The following is a 15,467-nucleotide window of genomic DNA, read 5'->3' as shown; positions in this document are numbered from 1 at the left end:
GGCCGGGACCGTTCAGGCCGGGTCCTCGGGTCGGGACCTCTCCGGCCGGGACGCCTCAGGCCGAGACGGTGCGGGACTCCCCGGGCTCGCCGATGTCCCCGACCCACTCCACGAGCGAGATCCGCCCGTCGGCGAGGGTGTACTCGGCGCCGACGATGGCGCAGCGTCCCTGGGCGACCGCCTCCGCCAGGCCGGCGGAGTAGCTCTGCAGCATCTGCACGGTGTGGCGGGTGTGCTCGCGCCCGAGGGTCGCCGCGTCGAGGGACTTCAGCCCGGCCGGCCCCCGGTCGCTGAGCCCCACGATGCTCGGGATGACCCGGTCGACGATGGCGCGGACGAATCCGCGCGGCAGCTCGCCGGTGGTCAGGGCGCGGGTGGCCGCGGCCACCGCTCCGCAGCGGTCGTGGGCCAGCACCACCACGAGCGGTGTCGAGAGCACGTCCACCCCGAACTCGATGGACCCGACCACGGTGGTGTCGAGCACGTGCCCGGCGGTCCGGACGACGAACAGGTCGCCCAGGCCCTGGTCGAAGATGATCTCGGCGGCGACGCGGGAGTCGGCGCAGCCGAAGATGACCGCGAACGGGGTCTGCTCCAGGGCGACCTCGGCCCGGCGGTCGGCGCTCTGCGACGGGTGCTCCATGTCGCCGGCGACGAACCGGGCGTTGCCCGCCTTGAGGGTGGCCCAGGCTTCCGCGGGAGTCATGGTGGGAGACATGGCGGCATCCTGACAGGTCCGACGGGCGTGTCGCGCCCCCGCCCGCGACGCGGCGCCTCAGGCCGTGACCGGGTCGCCCGTGTCGTCGTCCAGCTCGTCGGCGCGGGGCGGGTTCGCCCCGGGACGCGACACCGTGATCGCCGCGATCCGCGCGCACCGCTCGAGCACGGGCCCGAGCACCTCGCTGCCCGCGCCGCCGAGGGCGATGCGGTGCGAGGCGCCGAGCAGCCCCGCCGACCACAACCCGTCCAGCAGCCCTGACATGAACGAGTCCCCGGCCCCCACGGTGTCGGCGACCTGCACCCGTGGCGCCGTCACCGTGAGCTCGACGCCGCCGGCGGTCACCGCGAGCGCGCCCTCGCCGCCACGGGTCACCACCACCAGCGCCGGACCGCGCGACGCCCAACGCAGCGCCACGTCGCGCGGCTCGACCCCGGGCGCGAGCCACGCGAGGTCCTCGTCGCTGACCTTCACGACATCGGCGAGCACGACGAGCCGCTCGACGAGGTCGCGCGCCGCCTGCGGGTCGCCGAGCAGGTCCGGGCGGATGTTCGGGTCGTAGGTGATGGTCGCGTCGACCCGTGCCTCGGCCAGCAGCCGCAGGACGTCGGTACCCCCCGGCTCCAGGGCGGCCCCGATCGTGCTGCTGTGCACCGCCACGACGTCCCCGAGGTCGACGGCGTGGTCGCTGGGGACCTGCCAGTCCAGGTCGAAGGTGTAGGTGGCCGCGCCGTCCCCGTCCAGGGTCGCGGTAGCGACCGACGTCGCGCGCGCGCCGTCGCTGCCCGGGGACAGCCGCACCCCGGCGGACTCCAGGTGCTCACGGACCGCGCGACCCCGGTCGTCGGTGCCCACCCAGGTGAGCAGCTCCACCGGTCGGCCCAGCCGCGCCAGCCCCAGCGCGACGTTGGCGGGGCTGCCGCCCGGGTGCTCGTCGACGGTGCCGTCGGTGCGGCGCACCACGTCGACCAGCGCCTCGCCCACCACGAGCGCGCGGGGACCGGTGCGGTCCCGGGCGCCCACGTCCGTGGACGTGCCGGTGCCGGTGGCCAGGCCGGTGGTCGTGCCGGCGGACGTGCCCGCGCGCGTGGCCGGGTCGGCGCCGCTCACGCGTCGGCCTGCCGGTCGCCGGAGGGCGTCAGGTCCGCGGACTGGGCGGCGGCGAGCCGCTCGCGTGCACCGTCGAGCCACTGCTGGCAGCGGCGGGCCAGGGCCTCGCCGCGCTCCCACAGGGCGAGCGACTCCTCAAGGGTCGCGCCGCCCGCCTCCAGGCGGGCGACCACGGCCACGAGGTCGTCGCGGGCCTGCTCGTAGCTCAGGGCGGACACGTCCGGCCCCGCGTCGGTGCTCGGGGGTGGCGTGGGGGTGGAGGGCACGGAGCCAGTATCCACCGCGGCCGCGCGCGCACCGGGCACCGGCGGTGCGGTGCGTTCTGCGCCCCGGTCAGGCCCGCAGCGCCCGGACGGTCAGCTCACCGCGGGCGACACGCACGCGCAGCCGCTCGCCGTCGGCCACCTCGCTCGCGTCGCGCACCACCGCGCCGCCGGGCCGCTGCACGACGGCGTAGCCACGCTCGAGCGTGGCTGCGGGGGACAGTGCTCGCACCTGAGCGGCCAGCCGCTGCGTCTCGGCGGCGCCGCGGGCCAGGACGACGTCCAGCGCCCGGCGCCCGGCGTCACGGCGGGCGCGGACGTCCAGCGCGCGGGCCTCCACGACCGTCTGCGGGTCGGCGAGCACCGGGCGGGACCGCAGCGCCTCCAGAGCGGACTGCTCGCGCGCGACCCGGTGCGTCACCGCGGCCTGCATGCGCCGCCGGGCTTGAGCCAGGCGCGAGCGCTCCTCGGTGACGTCCGGCACGATCCGCTTCGCCGCGTCGGTGGGGGTCGACGCGCGGTAGTCGGCGACCAGGTCGAGCAGCGGGGTGTCGGTCTCGTGCCCGATCGCGCTGACCAGCGGTGTGCGGCAGGCGGCGGCGGCGCGCACCAGCATCTCGTTGCTGAACGGCAGCAGGTCCTCCACCGCGCCGCCGCCCCGCGCCACCACGATCACCTCGACCCGCGGGTCGGCGTCCAGCTCGGCGATCGCGGCGCTCACCTGCGGCACCGCCGCGGTGCCCTGCACCGCGACCTCCCGGATCTCGAACCGCACCTCCGGCCAGCGCTCGCGGGCGTTGACGACGACGTCGTGCTCCGCCTTGGAGCCGCGTCCGCAGACCAGCCCGACGACGTGCGGCAGGAACGGCAGCGGGACCCGGCGGTCGGCGTCGAACAGCCCCTCGGACGCCAGCACGCGCTTGAGGTGCTCGATGCGGGCCAGCAGCTCGCCGACGCCCACCGGGCGCAGGTCCTCGGCCTGCAGGGAGAAGGACCCGCGCTTGGTCCAGTACGTCGGACGTGCACGCACGACGACGTGGGCGCCCTCCCGCAGCGGCACCGCCAGCGAGGCCAGGAGCTGGGCGCGCACCGAGACCGGCAACGACATGTCGGCGTCGGTGTCGCGCAGCACGAGGAACGCGGTGGCGGCATCGGCACGTCGGTTGAGCTGGACGACCTGACCCTCGACCCACACCGGCGCCATCTTGGCGATGTAGTCCGCGATCTTCACCGACAGCAGCCGCACCGGCCACGGCCGCTCTGCGGTCGTCTCCAGGGCCCGCGCGGGCAGCGGCAGCGGGCGGTCGTCCTCGGCGGTCACCCGGCCAGCGTGCCACGGACCACACCCGCCGCCCGGGTGGTGCGCCGGCATCGCCCCGTACCATGGCCGGGTGACCGAGCAGCGCAAGAGAGTCCTGTTGGCGGCCCCACGCGGGTACTGCGCCGGGGTCGACCGCGCCGTCGTGGCGGTGGAGAAGGCGCTCGAGCACTACGGCGCACCGGTGTACGTCCGCAAGGAGATCGTCCACAACAAGTACGTCGTGGAGACCCTGACCGAGCGCGGGGCGGTCTTCGTCGAGGAGACCGACGAGGTCCCCGAGGGCGCCCGGGTGGTGTTCTCCGCCCACGGCGTCTCGCCCGCCGTGCACGCCGCGGCGGCGGCCCGGTCGCTCAAGACGATCGACGCGACCTGCCCGCTGGTCACCAAGGTCCACAAGGAGGCCGTCCGGTTCGCGGCCGACGACTACGACATCCTCCTGATCGGCCACGACGGTCACGAGGAGGTCGAGGGCACCGCCGGCGAGGCGCCCGAGCACGTCCAGGTGGTCAACTCGCCGCAGGAGGTCGACGCGGTGACGGTCCGCGATCCCGACAAGGTGGTGTGGATCTCGCAGACGACCCTGTCGGTCGACGAGACCATGGAGACGGTGCGCCGCCTGCGTGAGCGCTTCCCGACCCTGCAGGACCCGCCCAGCGACGACATCTGCTACGCGACCCAGAACCGCCAGGTGGCGGTCAAGAAGCTCGCGCCGCACTGCGACGTGGTCGTGACCGTGGGGTCGGCCAACTCGTCGAACTCGGTCCGCCTCGTCGAGGTCGCGCTGGACGCCGGTGCGCGGGCGTCGTACCGGGTCGACCGGGCCAGCGAGATCGACCCGGCCTGGTTCGACGGCGCGACGACCGTGGGAGTCACCTCGGGGGCGTCCGTCCCGGAGATCCTCGTGCGGGACGTGCTCGAGCTGCTGGCCGGCCTCGGGTTCGACGACGTCGAGGAGGTCCGCACCGCCACCGAGGACCTCATGTTCTCCCTGCCGCGTGAGCTCCGCACGGACCTCAAGAGCGCCGGCAGCCCGGTCGCCACCCCGCGCCGCGGCGCGCGCCGCGAGCTAACCGTCGAGCCGGTCTGACGGCGGGGGTCCGACCGCGCCGGTGTCACCGCGCAGGTGTGACGCGGCACGTCTGACCGGCCGACGGTCGAGCTCCGTCGCCGATAGCACCCGGCGCCCGGCCGCTCGGTCAGCCGGCTGCTCGGTCAGCCGGTCAGACCCTCCCGGGCCTCGTCGGGCCCGCCGGTCGCCGAGTCGGGCAGCGTCGCCGCCGCCGACCCACGATGCTGCGGCCCCGAGCCGTCGACCCGCGGCGCGGTCCGGAGCTCGGGATGGGTGTGGCGGTCGATCGGCACCACGCCGACCGGCGCGGGCGGCTCGTCGTCGGCGCCCAGCAGCTCGGGCGCACTGAGCGCCGACAGTCGCGGGTCTGCCGGGGGTGGTGTGGCCAGGTCCGTCCCGGTGACATCGAGGTCCTTGAACCGCCGGGCGCTGACCAGCACGCGCGTCTCCAGGCTGGCGACCGTGCCGTTGTACGCGGCGGCGGCGCCGTCCAGCGCCCGGCCCAGCCGGGTCAGGTGGCCACCCAGGGTGGCGATCCGGGAGTGCAGCTCCTTGCCCAGGGTGAGCACCTGTTGGGCGTTCTCGGCGAGCGCGTCCTGGCGCCAGGCGTAGGCCACCGTGCGGAGCAGTGCCAGCAGCGTCGTGGGCGTCGCGATCACCACGTTGCGCTCGAAGGCGTACTCGAACAGCGTGCCGTCCTGGTCGAGGGCGGCGTGGAAGAACGCCTCCGCCGGCACGAACATCACGACGAACTCGGGTGAGGGGGCGAACTGGTCCCAGTACCGCTTGCCGGCGAGGTCGTCGACGTGCCGCCGTACGTGCCGCGCGTGGGCGGCGAGGCGGGTGGCGCGCACCGACTCGTCGGTCGCCTGGGTGGCCTCCAGGTAGCCGAGGAAGGCCACCTTCGCGTCGACGACGATGCTCTTGCCGCCCGCCAGCCGCACCACCAGGTCCGGGCGCTGCGGGCCGTCGTCGGTGCGGACGTGGTGCTGCTCGACGAAGTCGACGTGCTCGAGCATGCCGGCGGACTCGACCACCCGGCGCAGCTGCAGCTCACCCCACCGGCCGCGCACGTGCGACGAGCGCAGTGCCGTGACCAGGCGCCCCGTCTCCGAACGCAGCATCTCCGACGACTCACGCATGGCCCGGACCTGCTCCGACAGCGCCGACTGCCCCGTCAGCCGCTCCTTCTCCGCGGTGCCGAGCTCCGTGCGGACCTGCTCCAGCGTCCGGTGCAGCGGCTGCACGAGCTGGCGCACCGCCTCCTCGCGCTGGGCGACCTCGACCGCGTGGGTCTGCTGGCTCGCCCGCAGACGCTGGTCGGCCAGGGCGAGGAACTGCTCGTTGTTGAGCGCCAGCGCGTCCGCGGCCAGGGCGCGGAACCGGTCGGTGAGCTGCTCCTGGTCCGCCTGCAGCGATCGGACGCGCTCCTCGGTGCTGCGGCGCTCGGCCGCCAGCTCGGCCTGGGTTCGAGCCGACGTCAGCCGCGCGGCCTGCACGGCGCCGGACATCCGGCGCGCGGCGAGCAGTGCGCCGAGAGCGCCCCCCAGCACGAGGGCTGCGACAAGGATGAGGACGGTCATCGGCTCCATGGGTGGAGCGTCCCAGCCGCCACCCACACGCCGACGTCCCGCGGCGGCAGGTCGCGCCCCGGGTGCTCGGCGCGGGCCGGCCTGGCTGTGGGTGGCGGTGGCTACCCTGGCCGCATGTCGACGCCTCCGAGCCCTCCGCCGGACCCGGCCGAGCGTCGCTCGGACGGCGCCGCGCTCTCGACCGGTGCGGCGTCGGCGTCCACCCCCGCAGGTCGGGCCGCGCCCGCCCTGGCGCTGCGCGGACTGTGGAAGCGGTTCGGGGACAACGTCGCCGTCGCCGGGGTGGACCTGGACGTGCCGGCCGGGTCGTTCTTCGGGCTGGTCGGGCCGAACGGCGCGGGCAAGACCACCACGCTGTCCATGGCGACCGGGTTGCTGCGCCCGGACGCCGGCGCGGTGTGGGTGCACGGGCGGCCGCTGTGGGCGGACCCGACCGCCGCGAAGCGGATGCTCGGTGTGCTCCCGGACGGCGTCCGGCTCTTCGACCGGCTGACCGGTGCCCAGCTCATCACCTACGCCGGGCTGCTGCGGGGGATGGACCGCGCCACCGTCACCGAGCGCACCCAGGACCTCCTGCGTGCCCTGGACCTCGCCGCCGACGCCGACAAGCTCGTCGTGGACTACTCGGCCGGCATGACCAAGAAGGTCGCGCTGGCCTCCGCGCTGATCCACGCGCCGCGCCTGCTCGTGCTGGACGAGCCGTTCGAGGCGGTCGACCCCGTGTCGGCGACCAACATCCGCAGCATCCTGCACTCCTACGTCGCGACGGGCGGCACGGTCATCGTCTCCTCGCACGTCATGGACCTCGTCGAGCGGATGTGCGACCACGTCGCCGTGGTCGCGCAGGGGCGTGTCCTCGCGGCGGGCACGGTGGCGGACGTCCGCGGCGGCCTCTCGCTCGAGGACCGCTTCGTCGAGCTGGTCGGCGGTCGCGGTACGGGGGAGGGGCTGGCGTGGTTGCGCACCTGATCCGGCTCAAGCTGGCCCTGCTGCGCAACGGGCTGCGGCGCAGTCCCTGGCAGGTCGTCGGTCTGGCGTTCGCCGCGCTGTACGGCCTGGGGATCGTGGTGATCGCCTGCGCGGGGCTGATCGCGCTGGCGTTCGTCCCGGTCGCGGAGGTCACGGTCGCGCTGACGCTCGCCGGTGCGGCCGCCGTCGTGGGCTGGTGGGTGGTGCCGCTGGTCGCGTCCGGGGTGGACGCCACCCTGGACCCCCGGCGCTTCGTGACCTTCGCCGTCCCGCGCCGCCAGCTGCTCCTCGGACTCGGGCTCGCCGGCGTGGTGGGCGTCCCCGGCGCGGTGACCACGCTGCTCGCCCTGGGCACCGTGGTGAGCTGGTTCCGGGGGCCCGCGACGGTGCTTGCGGCGCTGGTCGGGGCGCTGCTCGGGGTGGCCACCTGCGTGGTGGGTGCGCGTGCGTGGACCACGCTGCTGGCCGGGCTGGTCGGCTCGCGGCGCTTCCGGGAGGGCGCCGGCGTCCTGCTCGTGATCCCGTTGATGCTGCTCGGACCGCTGCTCAGCGGCATCGCAGCGGTCGTCGCCGACGGCGCGCAGGCGCTGCCCGGCATCGCCCGGACGCTGGCCTGGACCCCCCTGGGCGCACCGTGGGCCATCCCCGGCGACGTGGCGACCGGCGCCTGGGGGTCCGCGCTGGTCCGGACGCTGCTGGCCGCCGCCACGGTCGGTGGGCTCGCGGTGGTGTGGTCGTTCGCGCTGACGCGGTCCCTCGAGTCCCCGCCGGCGACCCGGGGCGCCGCCGCACGGACCCGCGGCCTGGGGCTCATCGGTCGGCTGCCGGGGACGCCGACCGGAGCCGTGGCGGCCCGGTGCCTCGTGTACTGGGTCCGCGACCCGCGGTACGCGGCCTCACTGGTGATCGTTCCGTTGCTGCCGGTCCTGCTCCACTTCGTCGGGTCGCCCGGGGGTGCGGTCATGCTCGCCGTCGCGCCGCTCAGCGCCTTCCTGATGGGCTGGTCCATCTCCGCCGACGTCGCCTACGACGGCACGGCGTTCTGGCTGCAGGTCTCCAGCGCCGTCTCGGGGCGCGCCGACCGCGCCGGGCGGGTGGTGGCCGCGGCGGTGATCTCCGTGCCGCTCACCCTCGCCCTGGCTGTCGGATCGGTGTGGTGGACCGACCGGTGGGATGCGCTGCTCGCCGTGCTCGGCATGTCGATCGGCATCCTGCTCACGGCGCTCGGCCTGTCGAGCGTGGTCAGCGCGCGGTTCCTGTACCCGGTCCCGCAGTCGGGGCAGAGCCCGTTCTCGTCGTCGACCGGGGGCAGCGGGGTGAACCTCCTCACGCAGCTGGTCGGGTGGACGGTGCTCACGCTCCTCGTGCTGCCCGAGCTGGTGGTGGGGGTGCTGGCGATCGTGCGCGGCGACGCCGGGCTCGGACTGGCCACGCTCGCCGTCGGTCTGGTGCTGGGGGCGGTGCTGCTCGTGGCGGGCGTCCTGCTCGGTGCTCGGCTGTTCGACCGTCGCGGTCCCGAGCTCATGCAGCAGGTCGTCGCCATGGCGTGACCGGCCCGTAGACTCGGCGCCCGTGGCACTCACCATCGGCATCGTCGGCCTGCCCAACGTCGGCAAGTCCACCCTCTTCAACGCCCTGACCCGTGCGCAGGTGCTGGCCGCGAACTACCCGTTCGCGACCATCGAGCCGAACGTGGGCGTGGTCCCGCTGCCGGACCCCCGGCTCGGGCGCCTCGCGGAGGTGTTCGGCAGCGAGCGGGTGGTGCCGGCGACGGTGTCGTTCGTCGACATCGCGGGCATCGTCCGGGGCGCGAGCGAGGGCGAGGGGCTGGGCAACAAGTTCCTGGCGAACATCCGCGAGGCAGACGCGATCTGCCAGGTGACCCGCGCCTTCGCCGATCCCGATGTCGTGCACGTCGACGGCCGCGTCTCGCCCAAGGACGACATCGAGACGATCAACACCGAGCTGGTCCTGGCCGACCTGCAGACGTTGGAGAAGGCGGTCCCGCGGCTGGAGAAGGAGGTCCGCGGCAAGAAGGCGGACCAGGCGCTGCTCGACGCCGCCGTCGGCGCGCAGCGGGTCCTCGAGACCGGCACGACCCTGTTCCAGGGGGCCGCCGCGGCTGGCCTGGACCCCGAGCGCGTCGCCGAGCTGCAGCTCATGACGTCCAAGCCGTTCATCTACGTCTTCAACACCGACGACGCCGGCCTGGCCGACACCGCGATGCAGGAGGAGCTGCGCGCCTTCGTCGCACCGGCGGACGCGATCTTCCTCGACGCCAAGTTCGAGTCCGAGCTCGTCGAGCTCGAGCCCGACGAGGCCGCGGAGATGCTCGCCGAGTCCGGGCAGCCCGAGGCCGGTCTCGACCAGCTCGCGCGCGTGGGGTTCCACACCCTGGGCCTGCAGACCTACCTGACGGCCGGCCCCAAGGAGGCCCGGGCCTGGACCATCGGGCAGGGCTGGACGGCGCCGCAGGCCGCCGGCGTCATCCACACCGACTTCCAGCGCGGGTTCATCAAGGCCGAGGTGATCGGCTTCGAGGACCTCGTCGCGGCCGGATCGGTCGCCGCGGCGCGCGCAGCGGGCAAGGCCCGGGTGGAGGGCAAGGACTACGTGATGGCCGACGGCGACGTCGTCGAGTTCCGGTTCAACGTGTAGCCCCGCCGTCCGGACGACGGCCGGGGTCGGCCCCGGCGGCCGCACCCGGTCCGGCGCCGCCGGGCAGCCGCCCCCGCCAGCCCGCCAGCCCGGTCGGCCGCGCCCGCCACCGGGTCGACGCGCGGGCGCCCCGCGGCCCGCTCGCCGAGCTGTTTCGAATGGGTAACAAAACGGGTCACGCTCTGTTGCGTGTCCGAGATGTCCGATTCGGCGCCTGTACGCTCCCAGCCATCCATAGGTGGATGCCGCCTGCGCTCGGCGTCGCCGACCAGCGGTCGGCCGTGCGGTGCAGTCCACCGAATCCTTGTAGGAGGAACATTGAGGTCTACACGCAGGTCCGCGCTCGTCGCGACCCTCGCAGCGAGCGCCCTGGTGCTCACCGCGTGCTCGGGTGAAACCGGGGAGGGTGACACCCCGGAGGACGACAACGCCGGGATCAACACCGAGTCCGCCGTCAACATCGCCTGGAACCAGCCGTTCTACTCGTACAACACCGAGAGCATCACGGGTAACGCGACGGCGAACAGCGTCATCACGTACCTGATGAAGAGCGGGTTCAACTACTACGACGAGGATCTCAACCTCGTCCAGGACGAGTCGTTCGGCACGTACGAGGTCGTCTCCGAGGACCCGCTGCAGATCGAGTACACGCTCGCGGACACCGCCATGTGGTCCGACGGCGTCCCGGTCACCCCGGCCGACCTCCTGCTGGAGTGGGCCGCCCAGAGCGGCACGTTCAACAACGTGGAGCCCGAGTTCGACGAGGAGGGCAACGTCACCAACCAGGACGCCATCGACGCCGGCATCTACTTCGACGCCGCCAGCCCGTCGGTCGCGCTCATCGAGGAGACGCCGGAGATCGACGGCGACTCCCTGTCGGTGACCTACTCCAAGCCCTTCGCCGACTGGGAGGTGGCGTTCGACGTCAACCTGCCGGCGCACGTCGTCGCCCAGCGCGCCCTCGACATCGAGGACCCCGAGGAGGCCACCCAGGCCCTCGTGGACGCGATCAACGACGAGGACACCGAGGCGCTCGCCGCGATCTCGAAGGTGTGGAGCGAGGACTTCAACTACACCGAGCTCCCCGAGGACGAGGGTCTGTACCTGTCCAACGGCGCGTACGTGATGACCGAGATGGTGGCCGACCAGTTCGTCACCCTCAAGGCCAACCCCGACTACGAGGGCGACCGCCCGGCGTCGATCGAGGAGGTCACGGTCCGCTGGAACGGCGACCCCATGGGTCAGGTCCAGGCGCTGCAGAACGGTGAGGTCGACCTCATCAGCCCGCAGGCGACCGCCGACGTGCTCACCGCGCTCGAGGGCATGGACGGCATCGAGGTGCTCAGCGCCGACGAGGGCACCTACGAGCACGTCGACCTGCAGTTCGCCAACGGTGGGCCGTTCGACCCCGCCACCTACGGCGGCGACGCGGAGAAGGCCAAGGCCGTGCGCCAGGCGTTCCTCAAGACGATCCCGCGCCAGCAGATCGTCGACCGTCTGATCACGCCGCTCAACCCGAACGCCGAGCTGCGCAACTCCTACACGGTCGTGCCGGGGTCGCCGATGTACGACGCCATCTCGGCCGAGAACGGCATGACGGAGCAGTACGGCCAGCCCGACACCGCGGCCGCCGCGGCCCTGCTGGCCGAGGCCGGCGTCGCCGGCCCGGTCAACGTCCGCCTGCTGTTCGACCCGAACAACCCGCGTCGTCAGAACGAGTACGAGCTGATCGCGGCGTCGGCACGTGAGGCCGGCTTCGAGGTCGTCCCGTACCAGGTGCAGACGGACTGGGGCACCGACCTCGGCAGCGCCACCAGCTTCTACGACGCGGCGCTGTTCGGCTGGCAGTCGGAGTCGACCGCGGTGACGGAGTCGGACGCCAACTACCGCACGGGCGCGACGAACAACTTCTACGGGTACAGCAACCCGGAGGTCGACGCGCTCTTCGACGAGCTCCAGGTCACCACGGACGAGGCTCGCCAGGAGGAGATCCTGGCCGACGTCGAGGCCCACCTGGTCGAGGACGCCTTCGGCGTCACCATCTTCCAGTTCCCCGGCGTGACGGCGTGGAACCCGTCGGCCATCACCAACGTCTCGAAGATCCCGATCAACCCGACGATCTTCTACGGCTACTGGGACTGGGAGCCGGGCACCGACGCGACCGAGTGACCCAGGGTCGACACACCGGTCCGGGCCGGTGGACGGTGCCTGAGCACCGTCCACCGGCCGGCTGACCGCCCGCTTGGCAAGGGCGCCGGGACGAGTCGTCCCGGCGCCCTTCGCGTGCCGCCGTCCGACGTCGCCGCCGGAGTCGCCCCCGCCGGCCGCCACCAGCCGCGGCCACCAGCCGCCGTGCACGGTCCCCGGACGGCGTCGCCCGGCCCGGACCTCCCGCGTGACGGGCGGTGGCGTCGTCGCCGCCGCGAGCGTCGCGGCGACGTTGCGCCCTTCCCGGCGGGGCTAGGATCACCCGCTGACCGCCAGTCCTTTCGCCGACCGCAAGGAATCCCCGGTGCTGACCTTTCTGACCCGCCGCGTGCTGGCGGGCCTCGTCACGCTCTTCGTGGCGCTCTTCCTGATGTACCTGCTCGTCGACGCCGCCATGGACCCGCTCGCGGACCTGCGCCAGAGCACGGCGCCCAACAAGGCGCAGCTGATCGACCAGCGCATCGAGCAGCTCCAGCTCGACGTCAACCCGGTGGTGCGCTTTTTCGGCTGGCTGGGCAACGCGGTCACCGGTGACTTCGGTGTGGCCTGGCGTACCGGCCAGGCCGTCACCGTGCTGATCTCCCGCGCGATCGGATCGACCCTCGAGCTGGTCACTGCCGCGACGCTGCTGTCGCTGGTGCTCGGTGTCGCGGTCGGCATCGTCAGCGCGCTGCGTCAGTACGCGGCCTTCGACTACATCATCATCTTCGTGTCGTTCCTGCTGTACTCCCTGCCGTCCTTCTGGGTCGCCGTCCTGCTCAAGCAGTGGGGCGCCATCGGCTTCAACGACTTCCTCGGCGACCCGGTGATCTCCTGGGTGGTCATCGCGGCGATCGCCCTGCTCAGCGGGCTGCTGTGGATGCTCGCCGTCGGCGGCGGCGGTCGGCGCCGGGTGCAGACGCTGGTGGTGGCCGCGGCGGCCACGTTCGCGATGTTCGCGTTCCTCCAGCTCACCAACTGGTGGCTGCAGCCACGAGTGGGACCCGTCCTGCTGGCCGTGCTCGGGGTCGCCGCAGCGCTGGCGATCGTGGCGATCATCGCGGGCCTGCAGAACCGGCGCGCGCTCTACGCCTCGCTCACGACGGTCGCGCTCGGGGTCGTGCTCTTCTTCCCCATGCAGCAGGTCTTCGACGCTCTGCCGCTGTCCAACTGGCTGCTCGCCGGTCTGGGCCTGGTCACGATCGCGGTCGGCCTCCTGATCGGCTACCTGTTCGGCGGGCCGGACCGCGGGGTCTCGGCCCGCGCGGCGGCGCTGACGGCCTTCGTCGTGGGCGTCCTCATCGTGGCCGACCAGGTCATGCAGGTGTGGCCGCCGTACTACGACGCACTGCGCAGCCGTCCGATCCCCACCTTCGGTGACCGGACCCCCAACCTCGGCGGCAACTTCTGGGTGGGCATCCTCGACTCGCTGACCCACCTGCTGCTGCCCACCCTGACCCTCATCCTCATCGCCTTCGCCGCGTACACGCGGTACTCGCGCTCGAGCATGCTCGAGGTGATGAACCAGGACTACATCCGCACCGCACGCGCGAAGGGGCTCCCGGAGCGGGTCGTGGTCGTGCGGCACGGGTTCCGCAACACCCTCATCCCGCTCGCGACGATCGTCCCCATCGACGTCATCACCCTCATCGGCGGCGCGGTGATCACCGAGACGGTCTTCGCCCGACCGGGGATGGGCCTGCTGTTCGTCGAGTCCCTCCGCAACGCGGAGATCGAGCCCGTGATGGCCTACCTCATGATCACGGCCGCCCTGGCCATCATCGCCAACATCGTCGCGGACATCGTCTACGCGGTCGTCGACCCCCGAATCAGGTTGGACGCATGAGCACCTCCATGAACGCCACCCCGCCGGACGACAAGCTCGAGAACGCGATCGAGCTGCGGGACGTCGCCGGCCTGTCGCAGGGCCAGATCGTCCGACGGCGCTTCTTCCGTCACAAGGGTGCGCTCGTCGGCCTGGCCACCCTGCTGGCGATCATCGTGCTCGCCTTCAGCTCCATGGGCGTCGGTCCGATCCCCGGCTGGTGGACGCAGACCGGAGCCCCGGGTCCGGTCGTGAACCCGCAGGGCGGGCCCACCGCGAGCCTGCCCACGTGGCTCGGCGGGGACGGCTTCGCGTGGGGCGAGCACCCGTTCGGCCAGGACGAGATCGGGCGCGACATCTTCGCCCTGGTGATGCTCGGGACGCAGACCTCGCTGCGCATCATGGCGATCATCAGCATCGTCGCATGCGTCATCGGCGTGGCGGTCGGCTCGCTGTCGGGCTTCTTCCGCGGTCGCCTGGACACGCTGCTCATGCGCGGCACGGACCTGGTCATCACCATCCCGACGATCGTCATCGGCGCCGTCATCGGCCGGATCTTCGCCGGCATCAGCCCGACCCTGTTCGCGATCTTCCTGGGCGTCATCCTGTGGCCGAGCCTCGCTCGCCTCGTGCGCGGGGAGTTCCTCACGCTGCGCGAGCGGGAGTTCGTCGACGCCGCCCGTGTCGCGGGGGCGAGCAGCTCGCGCATCATCTTCAAGCACATCCTGCCCAACGCGGTCGGCGTCATCATCGTGAGCACGACCCTGCTCATGAGCACCGCGATCCTGCTGGAGACGGCGCTGTCCTTCCTGCAGTTCGGCATCCAGCCGCCGGACGTCTCGCTGGGTCGTCTGATCAGCGAGTACCAGAGCGCGTTCTCCACGCGGCCCTGGCTGTTCTGGTGGCCCGGTCTGTTCATCGTGCTCATCGCGCTGAGCGTCAACTTCATCGGCGACGGCCTGCGGGACGCCTTCGACCCGCGGCAGAAGCGCATCCCGTCGCGACGCAAGATGGAGCGCGCGCAGCGCCTGGACCGGGCCGAGACGCCCGGCGTGCTCGACGCGAGCTCGGGCCGCGCCGCGGCGCCGGATGCGCGCGACGGGGACCTCGGCGGCGCCGGCGGGCCGCGGAGCGGGCGCTGAGCGTGCGCCGGTCAGATCACGCGCGTGGCCACCGCCACGGCGACCAGCGCCGCGGCGGACGCCAGCGTGCCGGTGTGCCACCGCACGCCGGGCGTGATGCCGTGCGCGGCGGCCAGGCGCTGCGCGTCGTCGAGGTGGCCGGCCGCACGCAGGCTCGCCAGCCGCTCGTCGATCTCCGCGGCGACGACCTGCGCGGTCGCGGGGCGGCGTCGGCCGGCGCCGGACCGTTCGTCGTCGCGCACGCCACGCCGCGGGCCCCGGACCGCGGTGCTGCCGCGCGGTGCGGCCCACGCCGTCCACCGGCCGTGCGTCGACCGCACCACGAGGGACCAGCCGACCTCCACGCCGACCACGGTCGGCCACGGCAGCGTCACGGTGCGCGTCACGTTGCGCAGGACCACCGTGCCGTCGGACACCTCCACGCACGGCCGGCCCAGCGTCGCCCAGACCCCGAGCACGGCCAGGGCGGCCAGGCTGGCGGCGAGCACCAGGTCGCGGGGCCCGACGTCGGGCGCCAGCGCGGCGACCAGCGCCACCGCGGCGACCGCCGTGGCGGCCGTCAGCACGCGGCCGGGTGTCGATCCGTACACGTCCGTCGGGGCCACCGCCTCAT

Annotated in this window: 13 protein-coding genes; 7 read left to right on the top strand and 6 right to left on the bottom strand. The window is 73.3% G+C overall.

Features of this window, described 5'->3' with window-relative positions:
- Positions 1–55: 55 nt before the first annotated feature.
- The 4 genes from Q0840_RS10885 to xseA form a co-directional block, all read right to left on the bottom strand.
- The gene (locus tag Q0840_RS10885; RefSeq protein WP_298459491.1) at positions 56–718 is read right to left on the bottom strand and encodes a carbonic anhydrase; all 663 of its coding nucleotides are present in this window, start codon (positions 716–718) and stop codon (positions 56–58) included.
- 57 nt (positions 719–775) lie between these two features.
- A complete protein-coding gene (locus Q0840_RS10880; protein ID WP_367183106.1) occupies positions 776–1,828 on the bottom strand; it encodes a carbohydrate kinase in 1,053 nt (350 codons plus the stop codon).
- Positions 1,825–2,094 (bottom strand): exodeoxyribonuclease VII small subunit, encoded by a 270-nt coding sequence (locus Q0840_RS10875; protein WP_298459490.1) that lies wholly within the window; start codon positions 2,092–2,094, stop codon positions 1,825–1,827. Before Q0840_RS10875 ends, Q0840_RS10880 begins: the two co-directional genes overlap by 4 nt.
- 67 nt (positions 2,095–2,161) lie before the next feature.
- Entirely contained in the window at positions 2,162–3,412 is a 1,251-nt protein-coding gene (gene xseA / locus Q0840_RS10870; protein WP_298459489.1) for an exodeoxyribonuclease VII large subunit, read from the bottom strand.
- 70 nt (positions 3,413–3,482) lie between these two features.
- On the opposite strand from xseA, the gene Q0840_RS10865 reads away from it, so the two are divergent.
- On the top strand, positions 3,483–4,499 hold the full coding sequence (locus Q0840_RS10865) for a 4-hydroxy-3-methylbut-2-enyl diphosphate reductase (protein WP_298459488.1): 1,017 nt from the start codon (positions 3,483–3,485) through the stop codon (positions 4,497–4,499).
- 125 nt (positions 4,500–4,624) lie between these two features.
- Here the strand turns inward: Q0840_RS10865 and rmuC are convergent, their stop codons facing one another.
- Positions 4,625–6,073: a DNA recombination protein RmuC gene (gene rmuC, locus Q0840_RS10860; protein ID WP_298459487.1), complete on the bottom strand. Its 1,449-nt coding sequence runs from the start codon at positions 6,071–6,073 to the stop codon at positions 4,625–4,627.
- A 114-nt stretch (positions 6,074–6,187) separates the two neighbouring features.
- On the opposite strand from rmuC, the gene Q0840_RS10855 reads away from it, so the two are divergent.
- The 6 genes from Q0840_RS10855 to Q0840_RS10830 all read left to right on the top strand — a co-directional run bounded on the left by Q0840_RS10855 (position 6,188) and on the right by Q0840_RS10830 (position 14,854).
- Entirely contained in the window at positions 6,188–7,042 is an 855-nt protein-coding gene (locus tag Q0840_RS10855) for an ABC transporter ATP-binding protein (RefSeq protein ID WP_298459486.1), read from the top strand.
- Complete coding sequence (locus tag Q0840_RS10850) at positions 7,027–8,592, top strand: hypothetical protein (protein WP_298459485.1); 1,566 nt, start codon at positions 7,027–7,029, stop codon at positions 8,590–8,592. Before Q0840_RS10855 ends, Q0840_RS10850 begins: the two co-directional genes overlap by 16 nt.
- Before the next feature lie 22 nt (positions 8,593–8,614).
- Positions 8,615–9,700, top strand: coding sequence for a redox-regulated ATPase YchF (gene ychF, locus Q0840_RS10845; RefSeq protein ID WP_298459484.1), 1,086 nt, complete (start codon positions 8,615–8,617; stop codon positions 9,698–9,700).
- 318 nt (positions 9,701–10,018) lie between these two features.
- A complete protein-coding gene (locus Q0840_RS10840) occupies positions 10,019–11,869 on the top strand; it encodes an ABC transporter family substrate-binding protein (RefSeq protein WP_298459483.1) in 1,851 nt (616 codons plus the stop codon).
- A 343-nt stretch (positions 11,870–12,212) separates the two neighbouring features.
- Positions 12,213–13,733: an ABC transporter permease gene (locus tag Q0840_RS10835; RefSeq protein WP_298459482.1), complete on the top strand. Its 1,521-nt coding sequence runs from the start codon at positions 12,213–12,215 to the stop codon at positions 13,731–13,733.
- On the top strand, positions 13,730–14,854 hold the full coding sequence (locus Q0840_RS10830; RefSeq protein ID WP_298459481.1) for an ABC transporter permease: 1,125 nt from the start codon (positions 13,730–13,732) through the stop codon (positions 14,852–14,854). The genes Q0840_RS10835 and Q0840_RS10830 overlap by 4 nt, the downstream gene beginning before the upstream one ends.
- An 11-nt stretch (positions 14,855–14,865) precedes the next feature.
- Here Q0840_RS10830 and Q0840_RS10825 read toward each other — a convergent pair whose 3' ends face one another.
- Entirely contained in the window at positions 14,866–15,459 is a 594-nt protein-coding gene (locus tag Q0840_RS10825; protein ID WP_298459480.1) for a hypothetical protein, read from the bottom strand.
- Positions 15,460–15,467: the final 8 nt, after the last annotated feature.

The organism is uncultured Cellulomonas sp. (assembly GCF_947494015.1).
Classification (GTDB): Bacteria; Actinomycetota; Actinomycetes; order Actinomycetales; family Cellulomonadaceae; genus Pengzhenrongella.
Note: the sequence above shows the minus strand (reverse complement) of the source record. Positions and strands in the feature narration are given on the sequence as shown.

What these genes read in the sequence shown, in the direction of transcription:
- Q0840_RS10885 (WP_298459491.1), bottom strand. Translation starts at nt 718, where the DNA reads ATGTCTCCCACCATGACTCCCGCGGAAGCCTGGGCCACCCTCAAGGCG.
- rmuC (WP_298459487.1), bottom strand. Translation starts at nt 6,073, where the DNA reads ATGGAGCCGATGACCGTCCTCATCCTTGTCGCAGCCCTCGTGCTGGGG.
- Q0840_RS10855 (WP_298459486.1), top strand. Translation starts at nt 6,188, where the DNA reads ATGTCGACGCCTCCGAGCCCTCCGCCGGACCCGGCCGAGCGTCGCTCG.
- Q0840_RS10830 (WP_298459481.1), top strand. Translation starts at nt 13,730, where the DNA reads ATGAGCACCTCCATGAACGCCACCCCGCCGGACGACAAGCTCGAGAAC.